General features: G+C 70.2%; 15 protein-coding genes. 8 read left to right on the forward strand and 7 right to left on the reverse strand.

What is annotated here, in order from left to right; all coding sequences use genetic code 11:
- Positions 1 to 22 precede the first annotated feature (22 nt).
- Complete coding sequence (locus ACZK39_RS08985) at positions 23 to 1,918, forward strand: DUF6049 family protein (protein WP_255422003.1); 1,896 nt, start codon at positions 23 to 25, stop codon at positions 1,916 to 1,918.
- Positions 1,902 to 5,663 (forward strand): murein biosynthesis integral membrane protein MurJ, encoded by a 3,762-nt coding sequence (murJ, locus tag ACZK39_RS08990; RefSeq protein WP_459055473.1) that lies wholly within the window; start codon positions 1,902 to 1,904, stop codon positions 5,661 to 5,663. The genes ACZK39_RS08985 and murJ overlap by 17 nt, the downstream gene beginning before the upstream one ends.
- On the opposite strand, the gene ACZK39_RS08995 is transcribed toward murJ, so the two are convergent.
- The 5 genes from ACZK39_RS08995 to ACZK39_RS09015 all read right to left on the reverse strand — a co-directional run bounded on the left by ACZK39_RS08995 (position 5,650) and on the right by ACZK39_RS09015 (position 16,167).
- Positions 5,650 to 7,887 carry an ATP-dependent DNA ligase gene (locus ACZK39_RS08995; protein WP_182781320.1) on the reverse strand — a complete coding sequence of 746 codons (2,238 nt, stop codon included), beginning with the start codon at positions 7,885 to 7,887 and terminating at the stop codon, positions 5,650 to 5,652. The two genes, murJ and ACZK39_RS08995, sit on opposite strands and share 14 nt — an antisense overlap.
- Positions 7,888 to 8,621: 734 nt before the next feature.
- Positions 8,622 to 10,139 (reverse strand): glycerol kinase GlpK, encoded by a 1,518-nt coding sequence (gene glpK / locus ACZK39_RS09000; protein WP_463613100.1) that lies wholly within the window; start codon positions 10,137 to 10,139, stop codon positions 8,622 to 8,624.
- A 22-nt stretch (positions 10,140 to 10,161) separates the two neighbouring features.
- Positions 10,162 to 10,935 (reverse strand): MIP/aquaporin family protein, encoded by a 774-nt coding sequence (locus ACZK39_RS09005; RefSeq protein ID WP_459055477.1) that lies wholly within the window; start codon positions 10,933 to 10,935, stop codon positions 10,162 to 10,164.
- A 214-nt stretch (positions 10,936 to 11,149) separates the two neighbouring features.
- The gene (locus ACZK39_RS09010; protein ID WP_463613101.1) at positions 11,150 to 13,513 is read right to left on the reverse strand and encodes a hypothetical protein; all 2,364 of its coding nucleotides are present in this window, start codon (positions 13,511 to 13,513) and stop codon (positions 11,150 to 11,152) included.
- Positions 13,510 to 16,167, reverse strand: a complete 2,658-nt coding sequence (locus ACZK39_RS09015) for an MMPL family transporter (RefSeq protein ID WP_463613102.1) — start codon at positions 16,165 to 16,167, stop codon at positions 13,510 to 13,512. Before ACZK39_RS09015 ends, ACZK39_RS09010 begins: the two co-directional genes overlap by 4 nt.
- Before the next feature lie 110 nt (positions 16,168 to 16,277).
- Here ACZK39_RS09015 and ACZK39_RS09020 point away from each other — a divergent pair, with 110 nt between their 5' ends.
- The 4 genes from ACZK39_RS09020 to ACZK39_RS09035 all read left to right on the forward strand — a co-directional run bounded on the left by ACZK39_RS09020 (position 16,278) and on the right by ACZK39_RS09035 (position 18,715).
- Positions 16,278 to 16,868, forward strand: coding sequence for a TetR/AcrR family transcriptional regulator (locus ACZK39_RS09020; RefSeq protein ID WP_182781315.1), 591 nt, complete (start codon positions 16,278 to 16,280; stop codon positions 16,866 to 16,868).
- The gene (locus tag ACZK39_RS09025; protein ID WP_459055483.1) at positions 16,865 to 17,488 is read left to right on the forward strand and encodes an MBL fold metallo-hydrolase; all 624 of its coding nucleotides are present in this window, start codon (positions 16,865 to 16,867) and stop codon (positions 17,486 to 17,488) included. Before ACZK39_RS09020 ends, ACZK39_RS09025 begins: the two co-directional genes overlap by 4 nt.
- A gap of 64 nt (positions 17,489 to 17,552) precedes the next feature.
- The gene (gene galE / locus ACZK39_RS09030; protein WP_182798947.1) at positions 17,553 to 18,542 is read left to right on the forward strand and encodes a UDP-glucose 4-epimerase GalE; all 990 of its coding nucleotides are present in this window, start codon (positions 17,553 to 17,555) and stop codon (positions 18,540 to 18,542) included.
- A 47-nt stretch (positions 18,543 to 18,589) separates the two neighbouring features.
- On the forward strand, positions 18,590 to 18,715 hold the full coding sequence (locus ACZK39_RS09035; RefSeq protein WP_255443458.1) for a hypothetical protein: 126 nt from the start codon (positions 18,590 to 18,592) through the stop codon (positions 18,713 to 18,715).
- Positions 18,716 to 18,810: 95 nt separating this feature from the next.
- On the opposite strand, the gene ACZK39_RS09040 is transcribed toward ACZK39_RS09035, so the two are convergent.
- Positions 18,811 to 21,279 carry an FAD-dependent oxidoreductase gene (locus ACZK39_RS09040; RefSeq protein ID WP_463613103.1) on the reverse strand — a complete coding sequence of 823 codons (2,469 nt, stop codon included), beginning with the start codon at positions 21,277 to 21,279 and terminating at the stop codon, positions 18,811 to 18,813.
- A gap of 207 nt (positions 21,280 to 21,486) precedes the next feature.
- Between ACZK39_RS09040 and ACZK39_RS09045 the strand changes: the two genes are divergently transcribed.
- Positions 21,487 to 22,692 (forward strand): sensor histidine kinase, encoded by a 1,206-nt coding sequence (locus ACZK39_RS09045; RefSeq protein ID WP_459055486.1) that lies wholly within the window; start codon positions 21,487 to 21,489, stop codon positions 22,690 to 22,692.
- A gap of 1 nt (position 22,693) precedes the next feature.
- Entirely contained in the window at positions 22,694 to 23,347 is a 654-nt protein-coding gene (locus ACZK39_RS09050; RefSeq protein WP_463613104.1) for a response regulator, read from the forward strand.
- 16 nt (positions 23,348 to 23,363) lie between these two features.
- Here the strand turns inward: ACZK39_RS09050 and ACZK39_RS09055 are convergent, their stop codons facing one another.
- Positions 23,364 to 24,692, reverse strand: a complete 1,329-nt coding sequence (locus ACZK39_RS09055; RefSeq protein ID WP_459055487.1) for an MFS transporter — start codon at positions 24,690 to 24,692, stop codon at positions 23,364 to 23,366.
- Between the last annotated feature and the right edge of the window lie 9 nt (positions 24,693 to 24,701).

The raw sequence follows: 24,701 nt of genomic DNA on the forward strand, positions 1-24,701 counted from the left end.
CGGCAACTACCATGGGACGGTGATGGTCGGTCGGTTCGCGCGCGCGCTGCTGGTGGCGGCGCTGCTCGCCCTGGCGGTGGTGATCGTCGACCCCCGGCCCGCCGCGGCCGCCACGGACTACCTCGAGGTGGAGCTGACCAGCGTCTCCACGCCCACCCTGGATCTGGCAGACCCGGCGCAGGTGGTGGAGCTGAGCGGGACTCTCACCAACGTCTCCACGGTGCCCATCCGCTACGTCAACGTCCACTTCTGGCGGCTGAGCACGCCGCAGACCACCACCACCCAGCTGGCCCAGACCCTGGCTGACGTGCCGATCGGCGCCAGGCTGTTCGACGAGCAGGCCGGCAACCTCGACATTCTCACCCGGGACGAGGACTTCGCGCCCGGGCAGCGCGCCGACTTCACCGTACGGGCCACCGTCGCTCAACTGACCGCCGGGCAATACGCCTTGACCAGGACCGATGCCGGGTATCTGCTCGGCGTACAGGTGCGCGGCATCCCGGCCGATGGCCCCAACCAGGTGGTGGGCGAGGACCAGGTGGTGGTGGCGGCCACCACGGAACCCGTGGAGTCCAGCGCCCTCGTGCTGCTCACCGCCCCACCCACCTGGCTGCCCGACGGGGACTTCATCGACGACTCCCTCGCCCGCGACCTCGCCGGCCGACTCGACACCCTCCTGGCCAGCGCCGAGCGCGACGGGGTGGTCGCGGCCGTGGATCCGGCTCTGCTGGAGGCCGTCGAGCTGATGACCGGGGACCACGTCGTGGGCGGGGTGAGCACCCCCGGAAGCGGGGTGGCGCTCGCCTGGCTGCGGCGCGTCCAGGCCCTCGCCGAGCAGGACCGGCTCTGGCGGCTCCCCTACGCCAACCCCCATCTGACCAGGGCCGACGCCGCCGGCGAGCTGGACCGGGTGCTGGAATGGAGCGCCACCGCCACCCCGCCGTCGATGCTGGCGCTGCCGGGTGTCGCGGTGATGGAGGACGGCGCCGGCGAGCAACTGGCCGAGCAGCTGACCGACGTCGACACCGTCGTGGTGCGCAACGCCAGCGGCAGCCGCGGCGGCGCGCCCGCGCTGCTGGGGGCCTCCCCCCTGGCCAGCTTCGCGGCGCTACCGCCCGGGGTTCGGCTGGGCAGGCTGATCACCGAGGAGTTGCTCGCTGACGCGACGCCGCTCTACGTCATCTCGACGGTGGAGGCGGCGGAGGCGGACGCCACCCCCGGCGCTCAGCGGCGCCACATCGCCCCCGGCTCCAGCCCCGCCGGCCGGCTTGTCTGGCCGGATGCCACCGAGCCTGCCCAGTGGCCCGCCCTGGCAGACCGCCTGCACGCCATTGAGGCCGACGCGGAGTTCCTGCGCCAACTCATGGGCTCCGACGAGCCGACGGACCTGTCCAGGATCGGGTCCACGGCCTTCTCGAAGGACTTCGCCGACGAGGCCGCCGCGCTGGCCTATCTCGACGCCGTCGCCCCCTCCCGCATCGACGCCTCGCTGGTGACACTGCGGGCGGCCGAATCGTTCGTCATGGGGTCGCGCACCAACACGTTCCCGGTCACCGTCACCAACGGCCTGGGGGTTCCCATCCAGGTGAGGCTGGAGTTCGCGTCGGACTCCCCGCAGCGCATCCGGGTCCCCGCGGTGGGTCCCGTGACGGTGGGGCCGGGCCAGGCGGCCACCGTCGACATCACGCCGGAGGCCACCGCCAACGGGGTCGCGATCGTGCGCGCCCAACTGACCACGGTGGCGGGCGACCCCTTGGGGAGGCCGCTGCCCATCGAAATCAGCGCTACCGACTTCGGGCGCGTCGGCTGGATCATCATCGTCGTCTCGGGTGCTGTAGTGGTGGGGGGCACCGCCCTCCGGATCCGCGCCGTGCAACGCGAACGTTCGGGCAAGGAGAACAGTGAGCCAAGTCAGTAGCACCAGGAAACTCATCGGCGCCGGCGCCATCATGGCGTCCGGGACGATGATCTCGCGCATCCTCGGAGTCATCCGGGTCATGCTCGTGGCCTTCATCCTCGGCAACGGCACCCGGCAGGCGGACATGCTCGCCCTGGCCACCATGGTGCCCAACTCGCTCTACATCCTGTTCGCCGGCGGTGCGCTCAACACCGTGCTGGTGCCGCAGATCGTGCGCGCCATCAAGAACGATGACGACGGCGGCGAGGCCTACACCAGCCGCATCATGACCGCGTTCATGCTGATCATCACGGTGGTGGCGGTGGTGGTCACCATCGGCGCGCCACTCGTGACGGCCATCTACACCTCCCCCGCCTGGCGCGGGACGGACCTGGAGGCCCAGTACGCGTCGCTGGTGGCGCTGACCTACCTGACGCTGCCGCAGATCTTCTTCTACGGAGCCTTCTTCCTCCTCGGACAGGTGCTCAACGCGCGGGACAAGTTCGGCCCCATGATGTGGGCACCCATCGCCAACAACATCATCTCCATCGCCGTGATGGCCCTCTACTTCGTCGTGTGGGGCAACGACGACGACCACTCGAGTGCCTTCACCACGCCGCAGATCCTCCTGCTGGGTATCGGCACCACGCTCGGCATCGTCGCGCAGACCGCCGTCATGATCCCCTACATCCGGAAGCTCGGCTTCAAGCTGCGTCCCCGGTTCGACCTCAAGGGCACCGGGCTGGGCCACACCTTCTCCCTGACCAAGTGGACGATGGGTTTCGTGGCCGTCAACCAGGTGGGGCTCATGGTGGTCAACAGGCTTGCCACCTCCGCGACCGCGGGCGGTAGCGGCGCGGGCGTCACGGTCTACGCCAACGCGCACCTGCTGTGGATCCTGCCGCACTCCCTGATCACCGTTTCCCTGGCCACCGCCATGCTGCCCAATGCGTCGCGGCTGGCCGCGGGTGGCGACTTCAGTGGTGTCGCGGGCGAGTTCACCAAGACCGTGCGGCTGGCCATGGTGGCCATCGTGCCCGCCACCGTCGCGTTCCTGGCACTGTCGGGCCCAATGGCCGGGCTTCTCTTCGGGCAGGGCACGGGCGCCACGGACGCCGTCTGGATCGCGTGGGCGCTGATGGCGTTCGCGCTGGGGCTGATCCCGTTCACCGTCCAGTTCGTCTGCCTGCGCACCTTCTACGCGCTGGAGAACACGCGCACCCCGTTCTTCCTGCAGACCCTGATCGCGGGCCTGAACATCGCGGGCGCCATCGCGCTCGTGTGGTGGGTGAATTCCGACGCCTGGGTGGCGGGGGCGCTGGCCCTGGCGTACTCGCTGGCCTACTCCATCGGCGTGCTCGTCACCTGGCAGGCGTTGCGGCGCAGGGTGCCGGACCTCGACGGCCGGGCCCTGGTCATGCACCTGGTTCGGCTGCTGCTGGGCGCCGGAATCGGCGGCGTGGCCGCCTACTACCTGTCGGGATGGCTGATCGGGGTTGTGCCGGGCCGCACCGTCGGCCAGATCGTCGCGCTGGCCGCGGGCGGACTGGTGATCCTCGTCTCCTTCCTGCTGATGGGCAAGGCGCTCAAGGTGAAGGAGCTCGGCAGCCTGTCGGAGCTGGTGGGGAGCCGGTTCGGGCGCCGCGGAGGGTCGCGGGCCGGCGCCGTCGAGTCCTCCCGGGATGACCGGTCGCAGGGCGACGACCAGATGCCGACCGCCGTCGTGCCGGCGCTTCGCGACGACATGATCGACTCCTTCGACACGGGTCCCGCGACGGTGGTGCGCAACAAGCCGGCCACCACCCAGCACACGTTCCCCCCCGTCGCGGGCACGCCGTCGGCCCCCTCCTCCGTCGACGAGGAAACCGGCCGGATGGCGCCGTTGGCACCGGCCGGGCCGCGATCCGCCGCGGTGGACTGGTCCGACGGTGGGGAGCTGGCCGCGGGTGGCGAAGCCTCCGACCAGGACGAGACCACCGGGGCGCTCGACATTCCGGGCCTGTTCCGCGACGCCACTCCCGCCCGGATCGCCGCCGCCGGGGCCCTGCTCAGCACCCGCTACGAGCTGGTTGAGCGACTGGCCTCCCTGTTCGGCACCGAGACGTGGCGGGCCCACGACCAGGTGCTCTCTCGCGACGTCGTGGTGCACGTCATCGCACCGGGAGACCCGCGCATCTCCGACGTCATGCTGGCGGCCCGCAAGGGCGCCGTGGCCACCGACTCGAGGTTCCTGCGCGTGCTCGACGCCGACGAGGTGCTGGACCCCACGCAGGGCATCGGGGCGTTCGTCGTGCGCGAGTACGCGCCCGGCCGCTCCCTGACCGACATCCTGGCTGCTGGACCGCTGAGCGCGATCGAATCCGCCCACATCGTGCGTGACCTCGCCGACGCGCTCGTCGCCGTCCACGCCCAGGGGCTGTTCCACGAGCAGCTGAGCCCGGACAACGTCATCATCACCACCTCGGGGGCGGTCCGGCTCGGCGGGTTCGGCGTCGAGGCGGCGCTGGCTGACCGCGCCGACCACCAGCACGCCTGGTCCGCGCGCGAGAGCTCTGACGTCGTCGGCCTGGGAAAGATCCTGTACGCCACCCTGGTGCGGCACTGGCCAGGGGAGGCCGCCTTCGGGATGCCCGCCGCGCCCATCGTCGCTGGGGAGACCGCGCCGGCACACACGGTCAAGGCGGGGGTCTCGCCTGCCCTGGACCGGATCTGCACCGTCACGCTCACCCAGCGAGGCGCGATGAGCGAGCCCCGGATCTCATCCGCGGGGCAGCTGGTGGAAGCACTGTCCATGGTGCTGGGCACCGCGAACGCCGCGGCTGACCTCGAGGAGCGCGTCCGCGGCCTGGATCGCGCGGTGCCGTCCCCCTCGGGCGCCCCGCACGACCCGTTCCGGCGCCCGGGCGAGACCCGCGTCGGGATCTGGGCCCCGGTCTCCGGGACCGCACCGGAGGAGGGCACGGACGTCGAGGCGGCCACCCTGGCGCGCTCGGCCGGATTGTCGCGGGAGGGTGACGGCGCGGGCAGGCCAGTGCTCAGCGACGACCTGTTCACGGGCCCGCGCCGCACTCCCGGGGATGTGGTTCCCCCGCCGGTGGCGTCCACGAGGGTCGCGGGCGAGGACCCCGACCGTCCCCGAACGCGCCGCGGGGTGGTGGCGCTGCTGGCGCTGCTGGTCCTCATCGCGGTGGCGTCGATCATCGCGCTGTGGACGGCGGACCCGGATCAGGCGACCACCTCGCCGTCCGGCCCCGGCGCGTCGAGCCCGGCAGCGCAGTCGCAGTCGCCGTCGGTGTCGCAGGGCGCTGCGGGGTCTCCGGCGATCGTCGGCGTGCGGGACTTCGACCCCGAGGAGGACGGCGGAAACGGCGAGGAGAACGGGGACCGGGCCGCGACCGTGATCGACGGGGACGCGGGCACCACGTGGGTGACGATGCGCTACCTCCGCAGGCCGGACATGGGCGGGCAGAAGCCCGGCGTCGGGCTGATCCTGGACCTCGGTGCACCCACCACGGTGACGAGCGCGACGGTGACGTTGGTGGGCGGGGAGACCGCCGTCGAGCTGAGAGTGCCGTCGGGGTCTGAGCCGTCGATGCGCACCGAGGCTGACTGGACGATCGTCGGCTCGAACCCTGCCGCGACGGGCACGGCCACCATCGCGCTGGATGAGCCGACGGAGACGCAGTACCTGATGGTCTACGTCACGAGCCTGCCGCCGGTGGAGGGCGGGTTCCGCGCCGAGATCGCGGAGGTCACCCTGCAGTAGGGGTGTGGTTCCCGAGGACCCGGGCCAGGTCGTAGCTGACCGGCTCGTCGAGCTGGTCATAGGTGCACGACGCGGGGTCCCGATCGTCCCTCCACCGCACGAACTGGGCTGTGTGACGGAATCGCTTGTCTTGTCCTGAGCCCTGCGAGGAACGAGCAGGTGTCGAAGGGCCCTCCATGTGGTCGTAGCGCACCTCCACCACCCGCTCCGGGCGCAGCGGAGTGAAGGACAGGTCCTTGGTGGCGTTCCAGCGCGAGTGCGCGGCCGCCGTCGGGGTGCGGGGGAAGGACTGGTCGCGGTTGTCGGCCTCCGTGTCCTCCGGCTCCGCCCACGCCCAGGGATGGCCCTCGAACGACGTGACCAGGGGCTGGAGCTCCTCGAACAGCTCGCGGCGCCGCGCCATCGGGAGGGCCCCGATCACCCCGACGGAGTTGAGCGTGCCGTCGTCGGTGTACAGCCCCAGCAGCAGCGAGCCGATGGCGTCGCGCTCGCCCTTGTACAGCCGGTACCCTGCGACAACGCAGTCCGCGGTGCGCTCGTGCTTGTACTTGAACATCACGCGCTTGTCCTCGGCATACGGCTCGCCGAGTGGCTTGGCGATCACCCCGTCGAGCCCTGCCCCCTCGAACTGCTCGAACCACTGCCCCGCGACGCTCACCTCCCGCGTGGCCTGCGTCAGGAAGATGGGGGGCCGCGCCCCGGCCAGTGCCGTCTCCAGCGCGGCTCGCCGATCCCGGAACGGCTTCTCGGCGAAGTTCTCCATGCCGAGCGCAAGCAGGTCGAACGCCACGAAACTGGCGGGCGTGACCTCGCTCAGCTTCCTGATCCGCGACGCGGCGGGGTGGATCCGTTGCTGCAACGCGTCAAAGTTGAGCCGGTCGCCTGTCTCGGGGTCGATCATGACGATCTCGCCGTCGATGACCGAGTGGTCCGGGAAGTTCTCGACGACGGCGCGCACCAGCTCAGGGAAGTAGCGGGTCATGGGGCGCGAGTTGCGCGAGCCGATCTCAACCTGGTCGCCGGAGCGCCAGATGAGGGAGCGGAAGCCGTCCCACTTGGGCTCGTAGAGGAAGTCGCCCTCGGGCAGCTTCTTCACCGGCTTGGCGAGCATCGGCCCGTACGGCGGGGCGATGGCGGTGCCCCATTCGGCGTCGCGTTCGGCCTTCGGCGCCATGTACTCGTCGTCGGCCCGGTCCGCCTTCCGCTTGCTCGGCGGCACTCTGGGCGGTTCGCCCGGCATCTTGGGATAGTCGGGCGGAAAGTTCAGCTCGCCCAGACCGCGCTCGAGGTCCGCTGCCCACAGCGACAGCGCCCCGGACACCTCGCCCGGCTCATCGTCGATGTCCGCCCAGGCGCAGCCGCGACGCTCCAGCAGCGCCGGGACCGTGCGGAGGGTGAGCTCGCGCGGGTCGGCATCGGGGAGCTCGTCCCAGGTGAGCGGGGTGGAGACCGGTGCACCGGGGAGGGGTCGCGGGGAGTAGGCGGCGGCGATGGTGCGGTCGCGGTTGGCCTGGTTGAAGTCCACGAAGATGCGCTCCCCGCGCTCCTCCTTCCACCACGACGTGGTGACGAGGTCCGGAAGGCGACGTTCCAGCTCGCGCGCGATCCCGATCACCCCGTGCCGCACGTCCTGGAACTCGTGGGTGGGGAGGATCCGGGCGTAGACGTGGATGCCGCGGTTTCCGGAGGTCTTGGCGTACGCCTTCAGCCCCGCCTCGGCCATCACCTCGCGCAGGGCGAGGGCGGCCTCGACGGCGTCGCGGAAGTCGCGGCCGGGCTGGGGGTCGAGGTCGATGCGGAACTCGTCGGGGTTGTCGAGGTTCGCGGTGCGCACCGGCCAGGGGTGGAAGGTGATGGTGCCCATCTGTGCGGCCCAGGCGAGTGCCGCGGGCTCGTCGAAGGTGAGTTGGTCGTGCTTCCGGCGCGACGGGTAGGTGCAGGTCACGCGCCGCAGGAACGACGGCGCGCCCTGCGGTGGCCGCTTGGAGAAGAACTCCTCGCCGTCGATCCCCTCCGGGAAGCGCTGCAGGGTCATGGGCCTGTCGCCGTTGAGGTGGAGGAACGGACCGGCGACGGCGATGAGGTAATCGGCAAGGTCGCGCTTGGTGACCGCCACGCCGTCGGACATGCCGTCGCCTGGCCACAGCACCTTGTCTGGACTCGTCAGCTTGACCTCGCGTGCACCCTCGGGACCGTCCACCTGCAGGATCACTGAGTCAGCCATGTCGGCAAGGCTAGTCGGCGGAGGCCCCCTCATCGCCCAGTGGCGCATACCGGTCGCGGTTACCGCTCGCCGTGCCTCCAGGGCGCTGGAGGGTCCTGCCTGCGAGGCGCGTCGCTTTCGCGGTCGCGGTGGGTCCCATCGCGCCTGCGATAAATCTCCCCGCCCGCGCCAGAGCGCAGGCGTCGACAACGAGGGCAGGCGGCCCGGACGCGCCTGCGTTCTAGTGCAGGCGTCGACAACGAGGGCAGGCGTCGGGACGCAAGGCAGGCGGCTCGGACGCGCCTGCGATAAGTCTCGCCGCCCGCGCTAGAGCGCGGGCCCACCAACATAGGGCAGGCGGCTCTGACGCGCCCGCGCTGTAGCGCAGGCGCTCATAACGAAGGCAGGCGCCGAGACCCAAGGCAGGCGCGGGGTGGCGGAGGCGGGAGGGGAGGCACCGCAGAGCGGTGGATGAGGGGACCGGTCGCGGTGGGTCGGGTGTTGGGCAAGGCACGCCGCGTTTGGGCGTGCCGAGGGCGCCCATGGGCGAGGCCGGTCCCCCTCAGCCACCGCGCAACCAGACCTACCCCTCAGAATCATTCCTTGTCAGCTTGCGTTTCATAGGCTTCGAGGCCGCTTCGCGGCACCTCAGCCAGCGGTGGGGCGAGGCCGGTCCCCCTCAGCCACCGCGGAACCGGGGACGCGAAAGGGGCGCCGGTTGCCCGGCGCCCCTCGCGTGATTCAGCCTTGGAGGATCACTCCTTGACGTCCTCGTCGACCCAGTCGAAGGTCCGCGTGACGGCCTTCTTCCACAGGCGGAACTTGCGCTCCCGCTCGGCCTCGTCGACCACTGGCTTCCAGCGCTTGGCCTCTGCCCAGTTGTCGATGACGTCCTGCTCACCCTCCCAGTAGCCCACGGCGATGCCGGCTGCGTAGGCGGCGCCCAGGGCCGTGGTCTCCGCGACGACGGGGCGAACCACGTCGACGCCGAGCTGATCAGCCTGGAACTGCATGAGCGTCTCGTTCATCGTCATGCCGCCGTCAACCTTGAGCTCGGCGAGCTTGACGCCCGAGTCCGCCTCCATGGCTTCCAGCACCTCGCGCGTCTGGTAGGCGGTGGCCTCCAGGGCTGCGCGGGCGATGTGACCACGATTGACGTAACGGGTGAGGCCGACCAACGCGCCGCGCGCACTGGACTTCCAGTAGGGCGCGAAGAGGCCCGAGAACGCCGGCACGAAGTACGCGCCGCCGTTGTCCTCGACCGTGCTGGCCAGCTCTTCGACCTCGGGGGCCGAGCTGAACATCTTCAGGTTGTCGCGCAGCCACTGCACCAGCGAGCCGGTGACCGCGATCGAGCCCTCGAGGGCGTAGATGGCGGGCTTGTCGCCGATCTTGTAGCACACGGTGGTCAGCAGGCCGTTCGTCGACGGGACGATCGCTTCGCCCGTGTTGAGCAGCATGAAGTTGCCGGTGCCGTAGGTGTTCTTCGCCATGCCGGGCTCGAAGCAGGCCTGGCCGAAGGTGGCCGCCTGCTGGTCGCCCAGGATGCCTGCGATGGGGACTTCGGGCAGGAGACCTGCCGCGCGACCCACGCCGTACACCTCGGCCGAGCTCTTGATCTCGGGCAGCATCGACATGGGGATGGTCATGTCTGCCGCGATCTCCGCGTCCCAGCTGAGGGTGTTGAGGTCCATCAGCATGGTGCGCGAGGCGTTGGTCACGTCGGTGACGTGCACTCCACCGTCGACGCCGCCGGTCATGTTCCACAGCACCCAGGTGTCCATGGTGCCCATGACGAGGTCGCCGGCTTCGGCGCGCTCGCGTGCGCCCTCGACGTTGTCGAGGATCCACTTGACCTTGGGGCCACAGAAGTAGGTGGCCAGGGGGAGGCCCACGCGGGCCTTGTACTTGTCCTGGTCCCCGCCGCCGAGCTCTTCGACGATCTTCGCGGTGCGCGTGTCCTGCCAGACGATGGCGTTGTAGACGGGCTCACCGGTGTTCTTGTCCCACACGACGGTGGTCTCGCGCTGGTTGGTGATGCCAACAGCCGCGATCTCCTGGTGGTTCACGGAGGCGGTGCTCAGTGCCTCGGCGACGACGGCGCGGACGTTGTTCCACACCTCGACGGGGTTGTGCTCAACCCAGCCGGCGCGCGGGAAGATCTGCTCGTGTTCCTTCTGGCCGGTGGCGACGATCTGGCCGCTGTGGTCGAAGACGATTGCCCGGGAGCTCGTGGTTCCCTGGTCGATTGCGAGTACGTACTTGTCAGCCATTACTTAACCCATTTCCTTTCGATCAGACGGCCGGCAGGAGAACGCCGGAGAGGAGGCCGGCCAGGACGCCACCGATGATGGGGCCGACGATCGGCACCCAGGAGTAGCCCCAGTCGGAGCCACCCTTGCCCTTGATGGGGAGGATGGCGTGGATGATGCGCGGGCCGAGGTCACGCGTCGGGTTGATGGCGTAGCCGGTGGGGCCACCGAGGCTGGCGCCGATGCCGACGATCAGGATGGCCACGCCGAATGCGCCGAGCCAACCGAGGTTGGCAGGTGCTGTGCCGCCGGCTGCGGTGAAGCTGCCTGCACCGAGGATGACGAACACGAGGACGAAGGTGGCGATGGCCTCAGTGACCACGTTCATGGCGTAGTTGCGGATGCCAGGGCCGGTGGAGAACACGGCGAGCTTGAGGGCCGGATCCGGCTCCTCGTCGAAGTGGTCCTTGTAGGCCAGCCAGCAGAGGACCGCGCCGATCATGGCGCCGACGAGTTCAGCGGCGAGGTAGACGACGGTGGACGCTGCAGTGATCGGTACGTTGGCAGCGTAGTTCTCCGAACCCGAGGCCAGGATGCCCAGGGTGACGGCGGGGTTCAGGTGACCGCCCGACTTGTATGAGACGAGGACGCCGGAAAAAACCGCGATACCCCAGCCCCAGTTGATGAAAAGGAAGCCCTGCCCGTTGCCCTTGGTCTTGGTGAGGATCGCGTTAGCGACGACACCACCACCAAGCAGCAGCAGCATGGCTGATCCCACGACTTCCGAGAGGAAGACAACACCCAAAGAGGTTTCCATCCCTCACTCCGTTCCTGACAGCTCTGTCAGTCCGGCGTCACCAGTGACGCATGCTTCATGACGACCCCAACGGCCGCCAACGACAAGCCAACTCTGGTCTGCACGTCCTTGCAAGGCGGGTGCACGTTCGTGCACCAAGAGGTTCTGACAATGCACCTTTCGGGACGACCTGCGCGTCGCCTTGCAGAATCCGGCAGACTACCGGGCCGGGCACTCAGGCCGCGCGCAGGTACTGCTCCACGGTGATCCGACGGCGGCTCGAAACTGCCAACACCGACAGCAGCAGCCCGACCGCCGCCATCAGCACCGCCATCGTCGCGAGGCCGATCTCGCCGCTGCCTCCAGACAGCCAGGCGCGGACCAGCAGCAGGCCGTTGTGCAGCGGGGAGACTGCCGCGATCGGGTTCAGCCAGGACGCGGCCGACGACAGGCCCAGGGCCACCGTCATGACGAGCAGGAGCAGCGACACCGCCCGCCCAGCGTTGCCCAGCCATCCGGCCAGCGCATGGTTGGCGAACACGAACGACGCGCCCATCACGATCAGCAGCGCCGCGAGCGCCACCGTCGACCCGAACCCGACGTCGAGGACCACCCCGCCGACGAGGCCGAGCAGCAGGCCCTGGGCCGCCACGACCGCCAGCGGCAACCACATGGTCTGCGCCCACAGGGCCAGGCTGGACGCACGCGAGGTCACCACATCGCGCGGGATGGGACGGGCGACGACGAAGCTTGCCAGCGCGCCCAGCCACAGCCCGGCGACGAGCAGCAGCGAGACAAGAGGCACGCGTCCGCTCTCCAGTAGGTCGTCGGGGGTGTCCACCGGCGCCGCGACGACGGTGGCGAGCCGCTCACGATCGCGCGGGGAGTAGGTGGGCACCTGGTCAGCGCCCTTGGCCAGCTCGGTGGCGAACGTGGTCACGCCGTCGTCCAGCTGCCGGGCACCGTCGGAGAGCTGCGCGAGCCCATCGGCGAGGAGTGCGGTGCCGTCGGCCGCCGACGTCACGCCCTCGGTGTACTGGGTGAGGCCGTCGACGAAGGTGGCGGCGCCCGTCTCGAGCTGGCCGACGCCGTCGTCGAGCTGGGCGACACCGCCGGCGAACTGTCCGGCGCCGTCTGCGAGTTCGCCGGCGCCGTCGTTGAGCTGGGTGGCTCCGGCGGAGATGGCGGGGGCGTTGTCGACGATGGGCTGGGCCTCGGTGGCCAGGGTGTCGGCGCCGTCGCGGATCTGGGTCAGGCCCGCCTTGAGTTCGCCCAGTTGGGCCTCGGTCTGGGCGGGCAGTTCGGCGACGAGCTGGTCCACGCCGTCGGCCAGCTGGTCCGCTCCCCCGGCCAGTGCCTCCGCGCCGGCCACGAGCGAGAGGCCGGTGGCGGCATCGGGGGTGGTGAGGGCGGCGGACGCGGTGCCGGTGCCGGCCTGGAAACCTGCGCTGACTCCGGCGGACGCTCCCGCGGCGAAGGTCTGCTGAAGCATCTCGCACGTGGCCGGGTCGGCCACCGGGCACTCGAAGCCCGCGGCGATCTGGCCGCCGATGGCGGTCACCTCATCAGGCGCCGGGATCGCGCCGGAGCTGAAGCCCTGCATGGCCTGGTTGACCTGCGCGATGCCGCCGGACAGCCCCGCGGCGCCGTCGGCGGTCTGCCTGGCCCCTGCGGCGAGTTGTTCGAGCTGAGAGAAGTCCTGCGGCTGGTCCAGCCCGGCGATGACCTGGTCCAGCCCGTCGCGCAGCTGCCCCACCCCGCCGATCGCCTGCGCGGCACCGTCGGCGAATGCGGGGATGCCCGTGAGGAGCTGATCCGCCCCGTCGGCGAACTGCTGCGTGCCGTCGGCCAGCTCGGCGGCGCCGGCGGCGAGCTGGGAGCTCCCGGAGCTGAGCTCGCGGATGCCGATGACCAGCTGGTCGCCGCCGTCGGCGAGCTTCGGCCCGTTCTCGCCGAGCAGCGCCATGCCGTCGCTCAGCTGGTTGGCACCCTGGGACGACTGGAGCGTCCCGTCGGCCAGCTGGGCGGACCCGTCGCTCAGCTGCTGCGCGCCGTCGACGATCGTGGAGAACTGCTCACCCACGGTGTTGAAGCCCACGTAGATGCCGTCGAGGTAGCCCTCGGTGAGGGTGGCGTTGATGGTGTCGGTGGCAAGGCGGGCGATCTGCTGGGCGAGCTGCGCGTCGGTGACGGGCGCGTTCTCGCTGACCTGCACCTCGATGGTGGCCTGCTGGGCGGTGTCGGCGTCGTTCTCCGAGAACGAGGTTGCCGCTGCGGAGAAACCCTGCGGGATGGTCACCACGGCGGCGAACTCCCCCGAGGCGAGCCCGTCCGCCGCGCTCGGCTCGTCCGCCAGCGTCCAGCTGACGTTCTCGCCGTCACGCTCGATCATGGCGGCGGCCAGCTGGCGGCCCATGGGGACGAGCTGCCCGTTGACCGTGACGGCCTCGTCGAGGTTGACGACGGCGGCGGAGATCTGTTCGTCACCGCCCGGCCTGGTCAGGGCGAGCAGGGCCGCCACCGCCAGCAGCGGGACAAGGACCAGCGCGACGATGGCCGGCCAGGTGACGCGGCGTCCGGACTGGGTCTCGGGTGTCATGCCCGGCTCCCCTCGTGAGCGATCGACGGGGCGGCGTAGACGCCGTCCAGGGTGTGGTCTGCGAGGTGGTCCTCGACCGCCGCGCACAGCACGACGGCGCCGTCCGCGCGGACGCGGTCCACGAGTGCGTTGAGGGCGGCCCGGGCCTCAGGGGTGGTGACGAGGTCCACCGAATCGATGAACGCCACCCTCCCCGGTTTGGTCTGGGCGAGCGCCAGCGCGGGATCGTCGACGTGGGCGAGGTCCAGGTAGGTGACCCGACGCCTCGCGTTGCCGGCGGCCTGCGGCAGGAGCGCCCCGGCCACGCGGGCGCGGCCGCCGGTGGTCTCCAGGCGCCCGCTCAGTGCGAGCGCCGCGCCGGTGCGCGCGCCGACGGGGCCGACGAGCCCGATCACGTTGCCGGGCACGAGCTTGAGGTCAATGGGCCCCACCACGCCGTCGACCGTGAGGCCCTCGGCGTAGAGCAGGGAACCATCGCCGGGCCAGCCCTTCAGTGCCATCTCGGTGGAGAGCACCTCGCCCTCCACGTCGAAGGTGGGCAGGAGCCGGTCCAGCCACTTCGGGAGCCACCAGGCGCGCTCACCGAGCAGCGCGAGGACGGCGGGCACCAGGGTCATCCTGACGAGGAACGCGTCCACCGCGACACCCACCGCCAACGCGAAGGCGATCGGCTTGATGGCGCTCATGCCCTGCGGCACGAAGAACGCGAACACGGCCACCATGATGACGGCCGCCGCCATGACCACCGGCCCGGAGGCGACGAAGCCGCCGCGGATGGCCTCCAGGGGCGACTTGCCGTGGACGTACTCCTCCCGCATGCGGCTGACGAGGAACACCTCGTAGTCCATGGCCAGGCCGAACAGGATGCCCATCAGCAGGATGGGCAGGAAGGAGATGATCGGCATGCCGCGCTCGAGGTTGACGACCTCCTTGAGGAAGCCGTAGTTGAACACCAGCGCGGTGGCACCGAAGGCGGCGCTGACGCTGAGGAGGTACCCCACCGTCGCCTTGATGGGCACCCAGACCGAGCGGAAGACCGCAGCCAACAGGACCAGGGAGAGCCCCACCACGAGGAGCCCGAACGGCAGCAGGGCTGCCGTGAGCTTCTCGCTGATGTCGATCTGGACTGCCGTGAGGCCGGTCACGTTGGTGGAGACGCCGTAGCTCTCCTCCCAGTCGTCGGCCCGGCCCTGGAGGGCGCGGACGAGATCCGCGGTGGCGGGGTCGTCGGGGCCGGTCTCGGGCACGATCTGGATGAGGCCGGTGTCGGCGTTGGGGTTGGGGGTGGCGAGCGGGACGCTGGCCACCCCGTCCATCTGCTCGATATCCGCCTTGAGACTGGCCATGAGGCCGAGGGGGTCGGTGGAGCCGATGATGTCCGCGGTGACGATGAGGGGCCCGTTGACACCGGGGCCGAAGTGCTCGGCGATCAGGTCGAAGGCGATCCGTGCGGGTTGGTCCGGGCGCTGCTGGCCCGCGTTCGGCAGCGACACCTGCAGCCCCAGCGCCGGAAGCGCCAGAGCCACCAGGCTGCTCACCACCAGCACGATGGTGAGGACGGGGCGGGAGGTGGTGAGGTTGACCCACCACGCGAACGCGCCGCCGTGCTTCCTGGGCTTGGCGGCCGCCTTGCGCGGCTTGGGGCGCATCCGCTCCCCCATCACGCCCATCAGCGCGGGGAGGAAGGTGAGCGCGATGGCCACCGCGACGGCGACGGTGATGGCCGCGAAGATGCCCATGACGGTGAGGAAGGGGATGTTGGCCACCCCAAGTCCGAGCAGCGCGATGAACACGGTGAGGCCGGCGAAGACGACGGCCGAGCCTGAGGTGCCGACGGCGCGGCCCGCGGATTCCTCGGGGTCCAGCCCTTCGCGGAGCTGGTCGCGGTGCCGGGAGAGGATGAAGAGGGCGTAGTCGATGCCGACCGCCAGCCCCAACATCACCGAGAGCAGCGGAGTGGTGGAGTTGATGTCGAAGATGCTGGTCAGCAGGAACATCAGCGCCATCGCGATGCCCACGCCGGTGATGGCGGTGAGCAGCGGAAGGCCGGCCGCCACGATGGAGCCGAGCACCACCGTCAGCACCACCAGCGCCACCACCAGCCCGATGGCCTCGATGACGGAGAGGTGAGGCAGTTCGATGTTGTAGGCCTCGCCGCCCATGCTGACCTGGGTGCCCTCCGGCATGGCCTCCTGGAGGGCATCGGCCACCTCGCTGATGGGTTCGAGCTGCTCCTCGGTGGGCGACTGGCCGTCGAAGTCCAGGCTGAGCTGGATGATGGCGGCGCGCCCGGAGTCCGAGACCAGCCCGTCGACGTACTCGTTCCACGGGGACGTGACGGCCTCCACCATGGACAACTCGCCGAACTCCTCGAGGGAGGCCTCGATCTCGGTCCGGGAATCAGTCACCTGCTCACCCTCGGGGGCCACGACGATGGCCAGGGCGGAGAGCGCCGCCCCTTGCGGGAACGTCATGCGCAGCTTGTCCAACGCCTCCTGGGACTTCGAGGACGGGATCTCGAACGCGTTGTTGAACGACCCCCCGAAGGTCACCGCGGCGAGGCCCAGCACAAGGAGGGCCGAGAGCCAGAGACCGATGACGGTGAGGCGGCGCCGGTAGCACCAACGACCAACGGCATAGAGCCAAGCAGACATACTTCGGGGCCTCTTCTTCAGATCGATCCCAAGCCGGATAGGCTCACAGGATACAACTATGCACCGAAATGCCTACATTTCTGCATCCATCCTTCTGGAGGTCCGCGACCATGACTATCGAACTCACGCGACGCCGGTCTGAGACGCGGCGCAGGCTCGTCCTGGCGGCGATCGAGGAGTTCAGCCGGCGCGGCATCGACGCCACCAGCGTCGAGCACCTGTGCGCCGCCGCCGGCTTCACCCGTGGCGCGTTCTACTCCAACTTCGCCACCAAGGACGACGTGTGCGTCGAGGTGATGCGGCACGTGGCCGAGGATCAGGTGGCCCTGTATCGCTCATCGCTGGCGGCGCTGCCCGACGAGATGACCACCGAGCAGATCATCGCCGGCATCCTCGACGTCAACCAGGCGGGGCCCGAGGTGATGCGGACGTTGATGGAGATCGACCTGCGCGCCTACCGGGACCCGGAATTCGGCGAGCGGGTCGACGAGATGCGCAAGGACGTCTGGCCCCTGTACGTGGACCTGGTGACCTCGGCGGCCGAGCGGGCCGGGCTCGAGTTCGAGGTGGACGTGGAGGATCTGCTGCTGATCTTCGAGGCCATCTGGCATCACCCGCGCACCGCGGCCAGCGATCAGCCCGGGCTCCGCAACCGGCTGATCACCGCCGTCGCCCGCCACCTCACCCGGGAGAAGGCGTGACCGCGCGGGTGCAGCGACTCCTCACCGCGGGAAACCACGACCCCGCCGGTCCGCCGGTGCACGAGAACAACGTGTGGATCGTCGGAGAGGGCGCAGACGTAGTCGTGATCGATCCGGCCCACGATGCTGACGCGGTGGCCCGGGCTGTCGCGGGGCGGAGGGTCACCGCGATCCTGCTCACCCACGGGCACTGGGATCACGTGCGGGCGGCGGTGGAGTTCGCCGCGCTGGTGGGGGCGCCGGTGCACCTGAACGAGGCGGACCGGTTCCTGTGGGCGGCCGAGCACGGCGAGGCGACGTTCGAGCCGCTGCGGGACGGCGACGTCTTCCACGCGGGCGGGGTAAAGCTCGTCGCGCGGCATACCCCTGGCCACACCCCCGGCTCGACGTCGCTCGTCGCGGCGAGCCTCGGCTGCGTGTTCAGCGGCGACACCCTCTTCGAGGGCGGCCCGGGCGCCACGCGATGGGACTACTCGAGCTTCGAGCAGATCATCGAGTCCATCGAATCGCAGTTGTTCACACTCCCCGACGAGACGGCGGTGCATACCGGCCACGGCCCGTCGACGACCATCGGCGCCGAACGCCCTGCGCTCGAGGACTGGATTCGCCGCGGCTGGTGACCGCTGCCCGTCCGCGTGGCCCCCTCGGCAATAGGATGAGGGAAGGCACCAGGGAAGGGTACGAATGAAGGTCTTGATCACCGGCGGCGCCGGCTACATCGGCAGCACCGTCGCATCGGCGTGCGAGGACTCCGGACACGAGGTGGTGATCCTCGACGACTTCTCGACCGGCCGTCGCGAGTTCATCGGAGACCGCGACGTCTATGAGGGCGACTTCGCTGACGAGGCCCTCCTGGAGCGGGTCTTCTCCGAGCACTCGATCGACGCCGTGGTGCACTGTGCCGCCAAGATCGTGGTGCCGGAGTCAGTCGAGCAGCCGCTGGACTACTACGAGAACAACGTCTCCAAGACCATCACGCTGCTGCGGGCGATGGAGCGGGCCGGGGTCCTGCGGTTCCTGTTCTCCTCGTCCGCCTCCATCTACGCGCCGGACGAGAACTTCATCGTCACGGAGGACTCGCCGCTCTCCCCCGGCTCGCCGTATGCGCGCACCAAGTACATCGTCGAGATGATCCTCGAGGACTTCACCAGGGCCTCGGCCATGAAGGTGCTCTCGCTGCGCTACTTCAATCCCATCGGCACGGACCCGAAGCTGCGCTCCGGCCAGCAGCTCGAGAAGCCCAGCCACGTGCTGGCCAAGCTGCTCGAGGCGTGGAGCAAGGGCGAGACGTTCACCGTCACCGGCGTCGAGTGGCCCACCCGCGACGGCTCCGGCATCCGGGACTTCATCCATGTCTGGGACCTCGCCCAGGCCCACGTCGCGGCTCTGGAGGGCTTCGACAAGGCCACGGCCACCTCGTCCTACGAGGTGTTCAACATCGGCACCGGCAGCGGCGTCACCGTCAAGGAACTGGCCGCCTCGTTCGAGGCGATCTCCGGCGACGCGCTCAAGGTCCAGGAGGGCCCGTCCCGGCCTGGCGACGTGGCCGGCGTGTACACGGTGTCGTCGAAGGCCAAGGACGTGCTGGGCTGGGAGGCGAAGCTCACCGAGCAGGAGGCGGTGCGTGACGCCATCGCGTGGCTGCCCGTGCGCAAGGAGATGCTCGGCTACTGATCGGGCCGGACTGGCTCGTGGCCCGGGCCCCGCTTACAGTGGGGACCATGATGCGCAAGGTGCTGTGGATGGTGGCCATCCTGGTGATCGTCTCCGCGGTGTCGACCTTCGTCGACCAACGCGAGGCAGCCCGCCGTCGCGCGCTCTGGGCCGAGGCCACGGACCCCGTCTGAGCGTCGGGTGTCAGTTCTGGTGTCGTAGTCGCCACCAGAACTGACACTCGCCTGAGCCGCACCCGACTGGTACGGCCGGGGCGCACGCCCGCGGCTCAGATGAACAGCGTGGTGCCCGACTTCTGGGCCTCCCCCAGGAAGGTGGCCACTCCACCCAGCTCAATGCCCTCGATCAGGTCGGATTCGGCCATGCCAAGCAGGTCCATCGTCATGGTGCAGGCGATCAGACGCGCCCCGTCCCTCTGCGCGGCCTCGATGAGCTCGGGCAGCGTCGGCACGGAGTGATCCTGCATCACCTTCTTGATCATCGCCGCCCCCATGCCCGCCATGTTCATGGTGGACAGCGGCAGCTTCCCAGGCCCGGACGGCATCATTGTGCCGAACATCTTGTCCAGCATTCCCCGGTCCCGCTTGGGCGGGTCCTGCCGACGAAGCGCGTTGAGCCCCCAGAAGGTGAAGAAGATCGACACCTTCTGCCCCATCGCGATGGCGCCGTTGGCGATGATGAACGCGGCCAGCACCTTGTCCATGTCACCGGCGAACACGACGAACGACACCTGATCCAACCGCTGGGACATGGCACCCATCGGCTGCTGGCCACCCTTGCGGAAGGTCGCGGCGTAGCCGGGGCCCTCGGGCACCATGGTGAGCAGCTCGTGCCCCTTCGTCGCGGCCCACGCCGGGCCGTCGGCAGCGAAGCCGGGGTCTGAGACGTGGACCACGATGTCGTCGCCGGGGGCCAGCTCGTCCATCTTCTTCGAGAGCTTCATGATGGGCCCCGGGCAGGCCAGGCCGGTGCAGTCGAGATCGACGACCTCGCCCGTGCCGCGCTTGGCAGTCACGAGGTCGATCGCCTCGGCGTAGGAGATCTCCGGGTTCCTGGCCGCATCGCCGACGGGCTCGAGGTCGTGCCAGAACCGGAAGGTGTGCGAGCCGCCCGACAGCGTCTTGACGTCGGCGAACCCGCGCTGGACGAGCAGGCGGCATGCCAGATAGCTGCGGAAGCCGACGGCGCAGTACAGGCGGATCGGGACGGACGTGTCCCACGCTCCGCAGACCTGCCGCATGGTGCCCAGCGGCACGTTCTCGGCGCCGGGGAGGTGCCAGATGTCGTACTCCTCGGGCGTGCGGACGTCGATGATCCGCGCCCCCTCTACTGCGGCGGGGAAGTCCTTGGCGTACCAGAGCTTCAGGTCCCCTCGGAGGACGTTGGTGGCGACGAAACCGGCCATGTTGACCGGGTCCTTCGCGGAGCCGAACGGCGGCGCGTACGCCAGCTCGAGGGTCTCAAGGTCCTGGACTGTCGCGCCGAGCCGGATGGCGGTGGCGAGCACGTCGAGGCGCTTGTCGACGCCGTCGAACCCGGCGATCTGAGCCCCGAGCACCTTGCCGTCGACAGGCGAGAACAGCACCTTCATGTGCATCATCGCGGTGCCCGGGTAGTACCCGGCGTGGCCGGAGGGGTGCACGTGCACCGCCACACCCTCGCGTTCGAGCTGCCGCTCGGTGGCGCCCGTGCCGCCGGCTGTCATCTCGAAGACCTTGACGATCGAGGTGCCCTGGGTGGAGAGGTATTCGGTGCTGCGGCCGCAGATGTTCTCGGCGGCCACGCGCGCCTCACGGTTGGCCGGGCCGGCCAGAGGCGTGATCCACGAGCCGGGGAGCACGGTGTGCGGGGTCTCGACGGCGTCGCCGGCGGCCCAGATGTGCGGGTCCGAGGTGCGCATGTGGGTGTCGACGGCGAGGCCGCCGCGGGGACCCAGCGCCAGCCCGGCCTGCTCGGCGAGGCCCACGTTGGGGCGGACGCCTGCGGAAAGGATGACCAGGTCCGCCTCCAGGGTGCGGCCGTTGTTGAGCTCCACCTTGAGACTGTCGCCTGGCCCCTTCGCGAACGCCGCCGCCGCGGTGCTGAGGATCAACTCCACCCCGCGACCACGGATGTGCTGCTCGACCGGGATCGACACCTCCTTGTCCAGTGGCGGCAGGATCTGGTCACTCAACTCCACGACGGTGACTTCGGCGCCGCGGTGGCGCAGGTTCTCGGCCATCTCGATGCCGATGTAGCCGGCCCCGATGACGACGGTGCGGACCGGGCGGCGGGCGGCCTCGGCCGCCTTGAGGGCGGCGTCGAGGCGGGCCTTGATGTCGTCCATGTCGTGAATGTTGCGCAGGACGTGGACGCCGGGCAGGTCGATGCCGGGAAGCTTCAGCTTCAGCGGGTCCGCCCCTTGGCACAGCGCCAGAGCGTCGTAGGACTCGGTGTACTCCCTGCCGGTCTTCACCTCGCGCACCGTCACCGTCCTGGCCTCGGCGTCGAGCGCCACCACCTCGGTGGCCACGCGCACGTCGATGGCCAGCGATTCGTTCAGGCTCTCGGGCGTCTGGAGGAGCAGTCGGCTGCGATCGGTGATCACCTCGCCGATGTGGTAGGGCAGCCCGCAGTTTGCGAAGGACACGTACTCGCCCCGCTCGAAGACGATGATCTCTGCGGACTCATCCAGGCGGCGGGCGCGCGCCGCGACCGACGCACCTCCCGCGACACCGCCGACGACGACGATCTTCATGACAGGGCTCCTCTGCTCACGGGTGGGACTCACCTCTGTCAGGACAATACCCGTGGGGGTACCCGCGTCCGCGGGCGGGGTGGGCGTTGGCATCTCCTGCCTCGGCCGCCTGGGACCGGACGGTCAGACCCGGGTACACCCCCGACGACGGATCGACGCCGACGGTCTGACCCCCCATCGGCCACCTCCCCCTAGGCTGACCACATCATGATGGACAACCGGTGGTCACGCGACGGGCGCACCGTCCTCCGCGACGCCGCCCTGGCTGCGGTGTTCGCCGTCGGCACCGGGGTCCCCGTCCTGGCTGTGCCGGATGTGGACTTCTCGCGGCGGGCCATCGCCTGGTCGCTGCTCATGTGCGCCTCGTTGGTGGTGCGACGCGTGGCGCCGTTGGCCGCGCTGGGCGTCCTGAGCGCCGCGGGCGTCGGCATGGCCGCGACACTCACCACCCCGGTCCCCGCCCTCCTCGCCGTCCCCGTCGTCATCTACAGCGTCGGCAGGTATCAGCGGATGTCGGCGGTGCTGCTGGTGGTGGCCTTCGGCGTGGCCGGCTCGCTGGCCGGGCCGCTCAGCTGGACGGGCGGCATGCCGCAGCCGTACCGCCTCGTCGGCACCACGCTGCTGGTGCTGCTGTGCCTGGCCATCGTCGCGCTGAGCTTCCTCTGGGGGCGGTTCCTGCGCGAGCGCGCCTTGACGGAGGCGCTGGACCGCGAGATCGTCACCGAGCGGTTCACGGCCGCCCAACGCTCCGAGCGGCAGCGCACGGAGCTCGCCGCGAGGCGGGCGCGCACCGAGGTGGCGCAGGAGCTCCACGACGTCCTCGCCCACTCGTTGTCGATCATCGTCGTGCAGGCCGAGGGGGCCCGCGCAATGGCGGCGAAGCGTCCCGAGGCCGCCGTCGAGGCCCTTGACGTGATCGCTGACACGGGGCGCAAGTCGATCGGGGAAGTGCGCCGGATCGTGGCCCTGATGCGCGGCGACGCCGGCTCCCCCGCCTTCGGGCCGTCGCCGTCGCTCACCCAGATCCCCGAACTGATCGCCGGCGCGGGCGACCGGATCACGTTGGAGGTCGACGGCGAGGTCCCGCTGGTGCCCGAATCGTTGGGCGTGACCGCGTTCCGGGTCCTGCAGGAGGCGGTCACCAACTTCCTCAAGCACGCCGGCCCCACCGCGACCGCGGAGGTACGCGTGGGGTTCACCCCGGAGGCCATCGAGATCCAGGTCCGCGACGACGGGCTGGGCGCGCTCTCGACCTCCGACGGACACGGCTCCGGGATCCCCGGGATGCGGGAGCGGGTGCTGGCGATGGGCGGCGAGTTCACGGCCGGGCCGTGGGCCGGTGGCGGATACGAGGTCCGGGCGCGGCTTCCGATGCCGAGCCAGCTGGGCAAGAGTTGGCTGAGAGGGGCCTGACGTGATCACAGTGCTGTTGGCGGACGATCAGTCGTTGGTGCGCAGTGGCTTCCGGATGCTGATCGACTCGGCCGACGACATGGAAACCGTGGGCGAGGTGGACAACGGCCGCGACGCTGTGGCCGCGGTCCGGACCAGGCAGGTCGACGTGGTGCTCATGGACATCCGGATGCCCGTCATGGACGGCATCGAGGCCACCCGGCAGATCAGCGCCCTGGGCCTGGACACCAAGGTGCTGGTGCTGACCACCTTCGACCTGGACGAGTACGTGTTCGCGGCCATCCGGGGCGGCGCGAGCGGGTTTCTGCTCAAGGACGCCCTCCCCGAGGAGCTGCTGGGCGCCATCCGCGCGGTGGCCAGCGGCGACGCCGTCGTGGCGCCGTCGGCGACCCGCCGGCTGCTCACCCAGTTCGCGCCGCTCCTCCCCAAGGCGGGCCTGGCCCCGGACAGTCGCCTCGACGCGCTCACGGACCGCGAGCGGGAGGTCCTCGAGCAGGTGGCGCACGGGGCGAACAACACGGAGATCTCGCAGCGCCTGTACATGGCCGAAGGCACGGTCAAGACCCACGTCGGGCGGCTGCTGAGCAAGCTGGGCGCCCGCGACCGGGTTGGCCTGGTCCTCATCGCCCACGAGTGCGGCCTGCTCGACACCTGACCCGGATGGAGGGGGCTCAGGAGCGCAGGAGATCCTCGGTGCCGCGCTCCAACGCCTCACGGCCCAGCCGTCGGCTCACGTCCACCAGCACCACGACGCAGGCCGCATAGACGACCGCGATTCCCAGGAAGGCGGGGGTCGAGAGCCCGCCCGGGGGGAGCACCGCCATGGCCACCAGCCCGGCCAGCACGAAGGCGCCGTTGAAGCCCACGTCGTAGAACGTGAACGCCCGGCCCTTGTACTCCTCGTCGACGTGCGCCTGCACGATGGTGTCGACGCAGATCTTGAACGACTGCACGGTCAGGCCGATGAAGAAGCTCGCCACCAGCAGCGGCAGCATGGACGTGGTGAGGGCGGCGCCCACCGACGCGACGGCGGCCGTGGCGAGCAGCGCCGTGGCGGCCCGTCGAAGCCCGAGGAGACGAACCAGGGTGGGGACCACGGGCGCGGCGAGGATGAACCCGGCGCCCGTGACCAGCCCCCACACGGTGAGGTCCGCGAGCGCATCCCCGGGCCTGTCGACCGGGTTCCACAGGTGCCTCGCGGCGAGGATCACCGCGACACTCCACACCCCGAACAACAGGCGCGTCACCGCCATCAGCGCCAGCGCCAGCACCGCGGCGGGACGGGTCCGGAGGTGTCGCCCCGCCTCGGCGAGGCCCGCGAGGACCCGCCGCAGGCTCGTCCGCTCCCCCGCGACATCCGGCCCCAGCGCCCCGCGCGCGAACCCGCGACACACCAGGACCGAGCCCACGAACATGGCCGAGGCAAGCCCGAACACGACGGCGTCCGCCTGGTGCGCCGGCATCACCCCGCCGAGCGCGGCGCGCGTCACGAACCCCAGCACGGCGCCGATGACCACGCCGAGCGGCCCCACCGTCGGCAGGATCGACGACGCGGTCAGGTACTCATCGGCGTCGACGGTGTGCTGCAGCCCCGCCGACAGCCCCGCCAGCATGAACCTGTTGATGCTCATCGCCAGCAATAGGGCGACGTAGAGGACCACCGCCCAGCCCCCCGTCGTGGCGCCCGAGGCGATGACCAGGCCGATGAGGGCCGCGAGACCGGCTCGGGCGACGTCGGAGTAGAGGGCCACGTTGCGGCGCGGCCAGCGGTCCAGCAGCGGGGAGACGAACGGCCCGATCACGGTGAACGGCAGCAGCGTGATGGCCAGCACCCCGGCGATCGCGGCCGCATTCGGCTGCGACTGTGGCGAGAACAGGATGTAGGAGGCCATCCCCACCTGCAGGGTGCCATCTGCCGCCTGGCTGAGCGTGCGCAGCGCCAGGAGACGGCGGAACGAGGCGTGGCGCCAGAGCCGCCGGAGGGCGGCGATCACCTGCATCCGTGACGG

The organism is Tessaracoccus luoxuelianae (genome assembly GCF_055326245.1).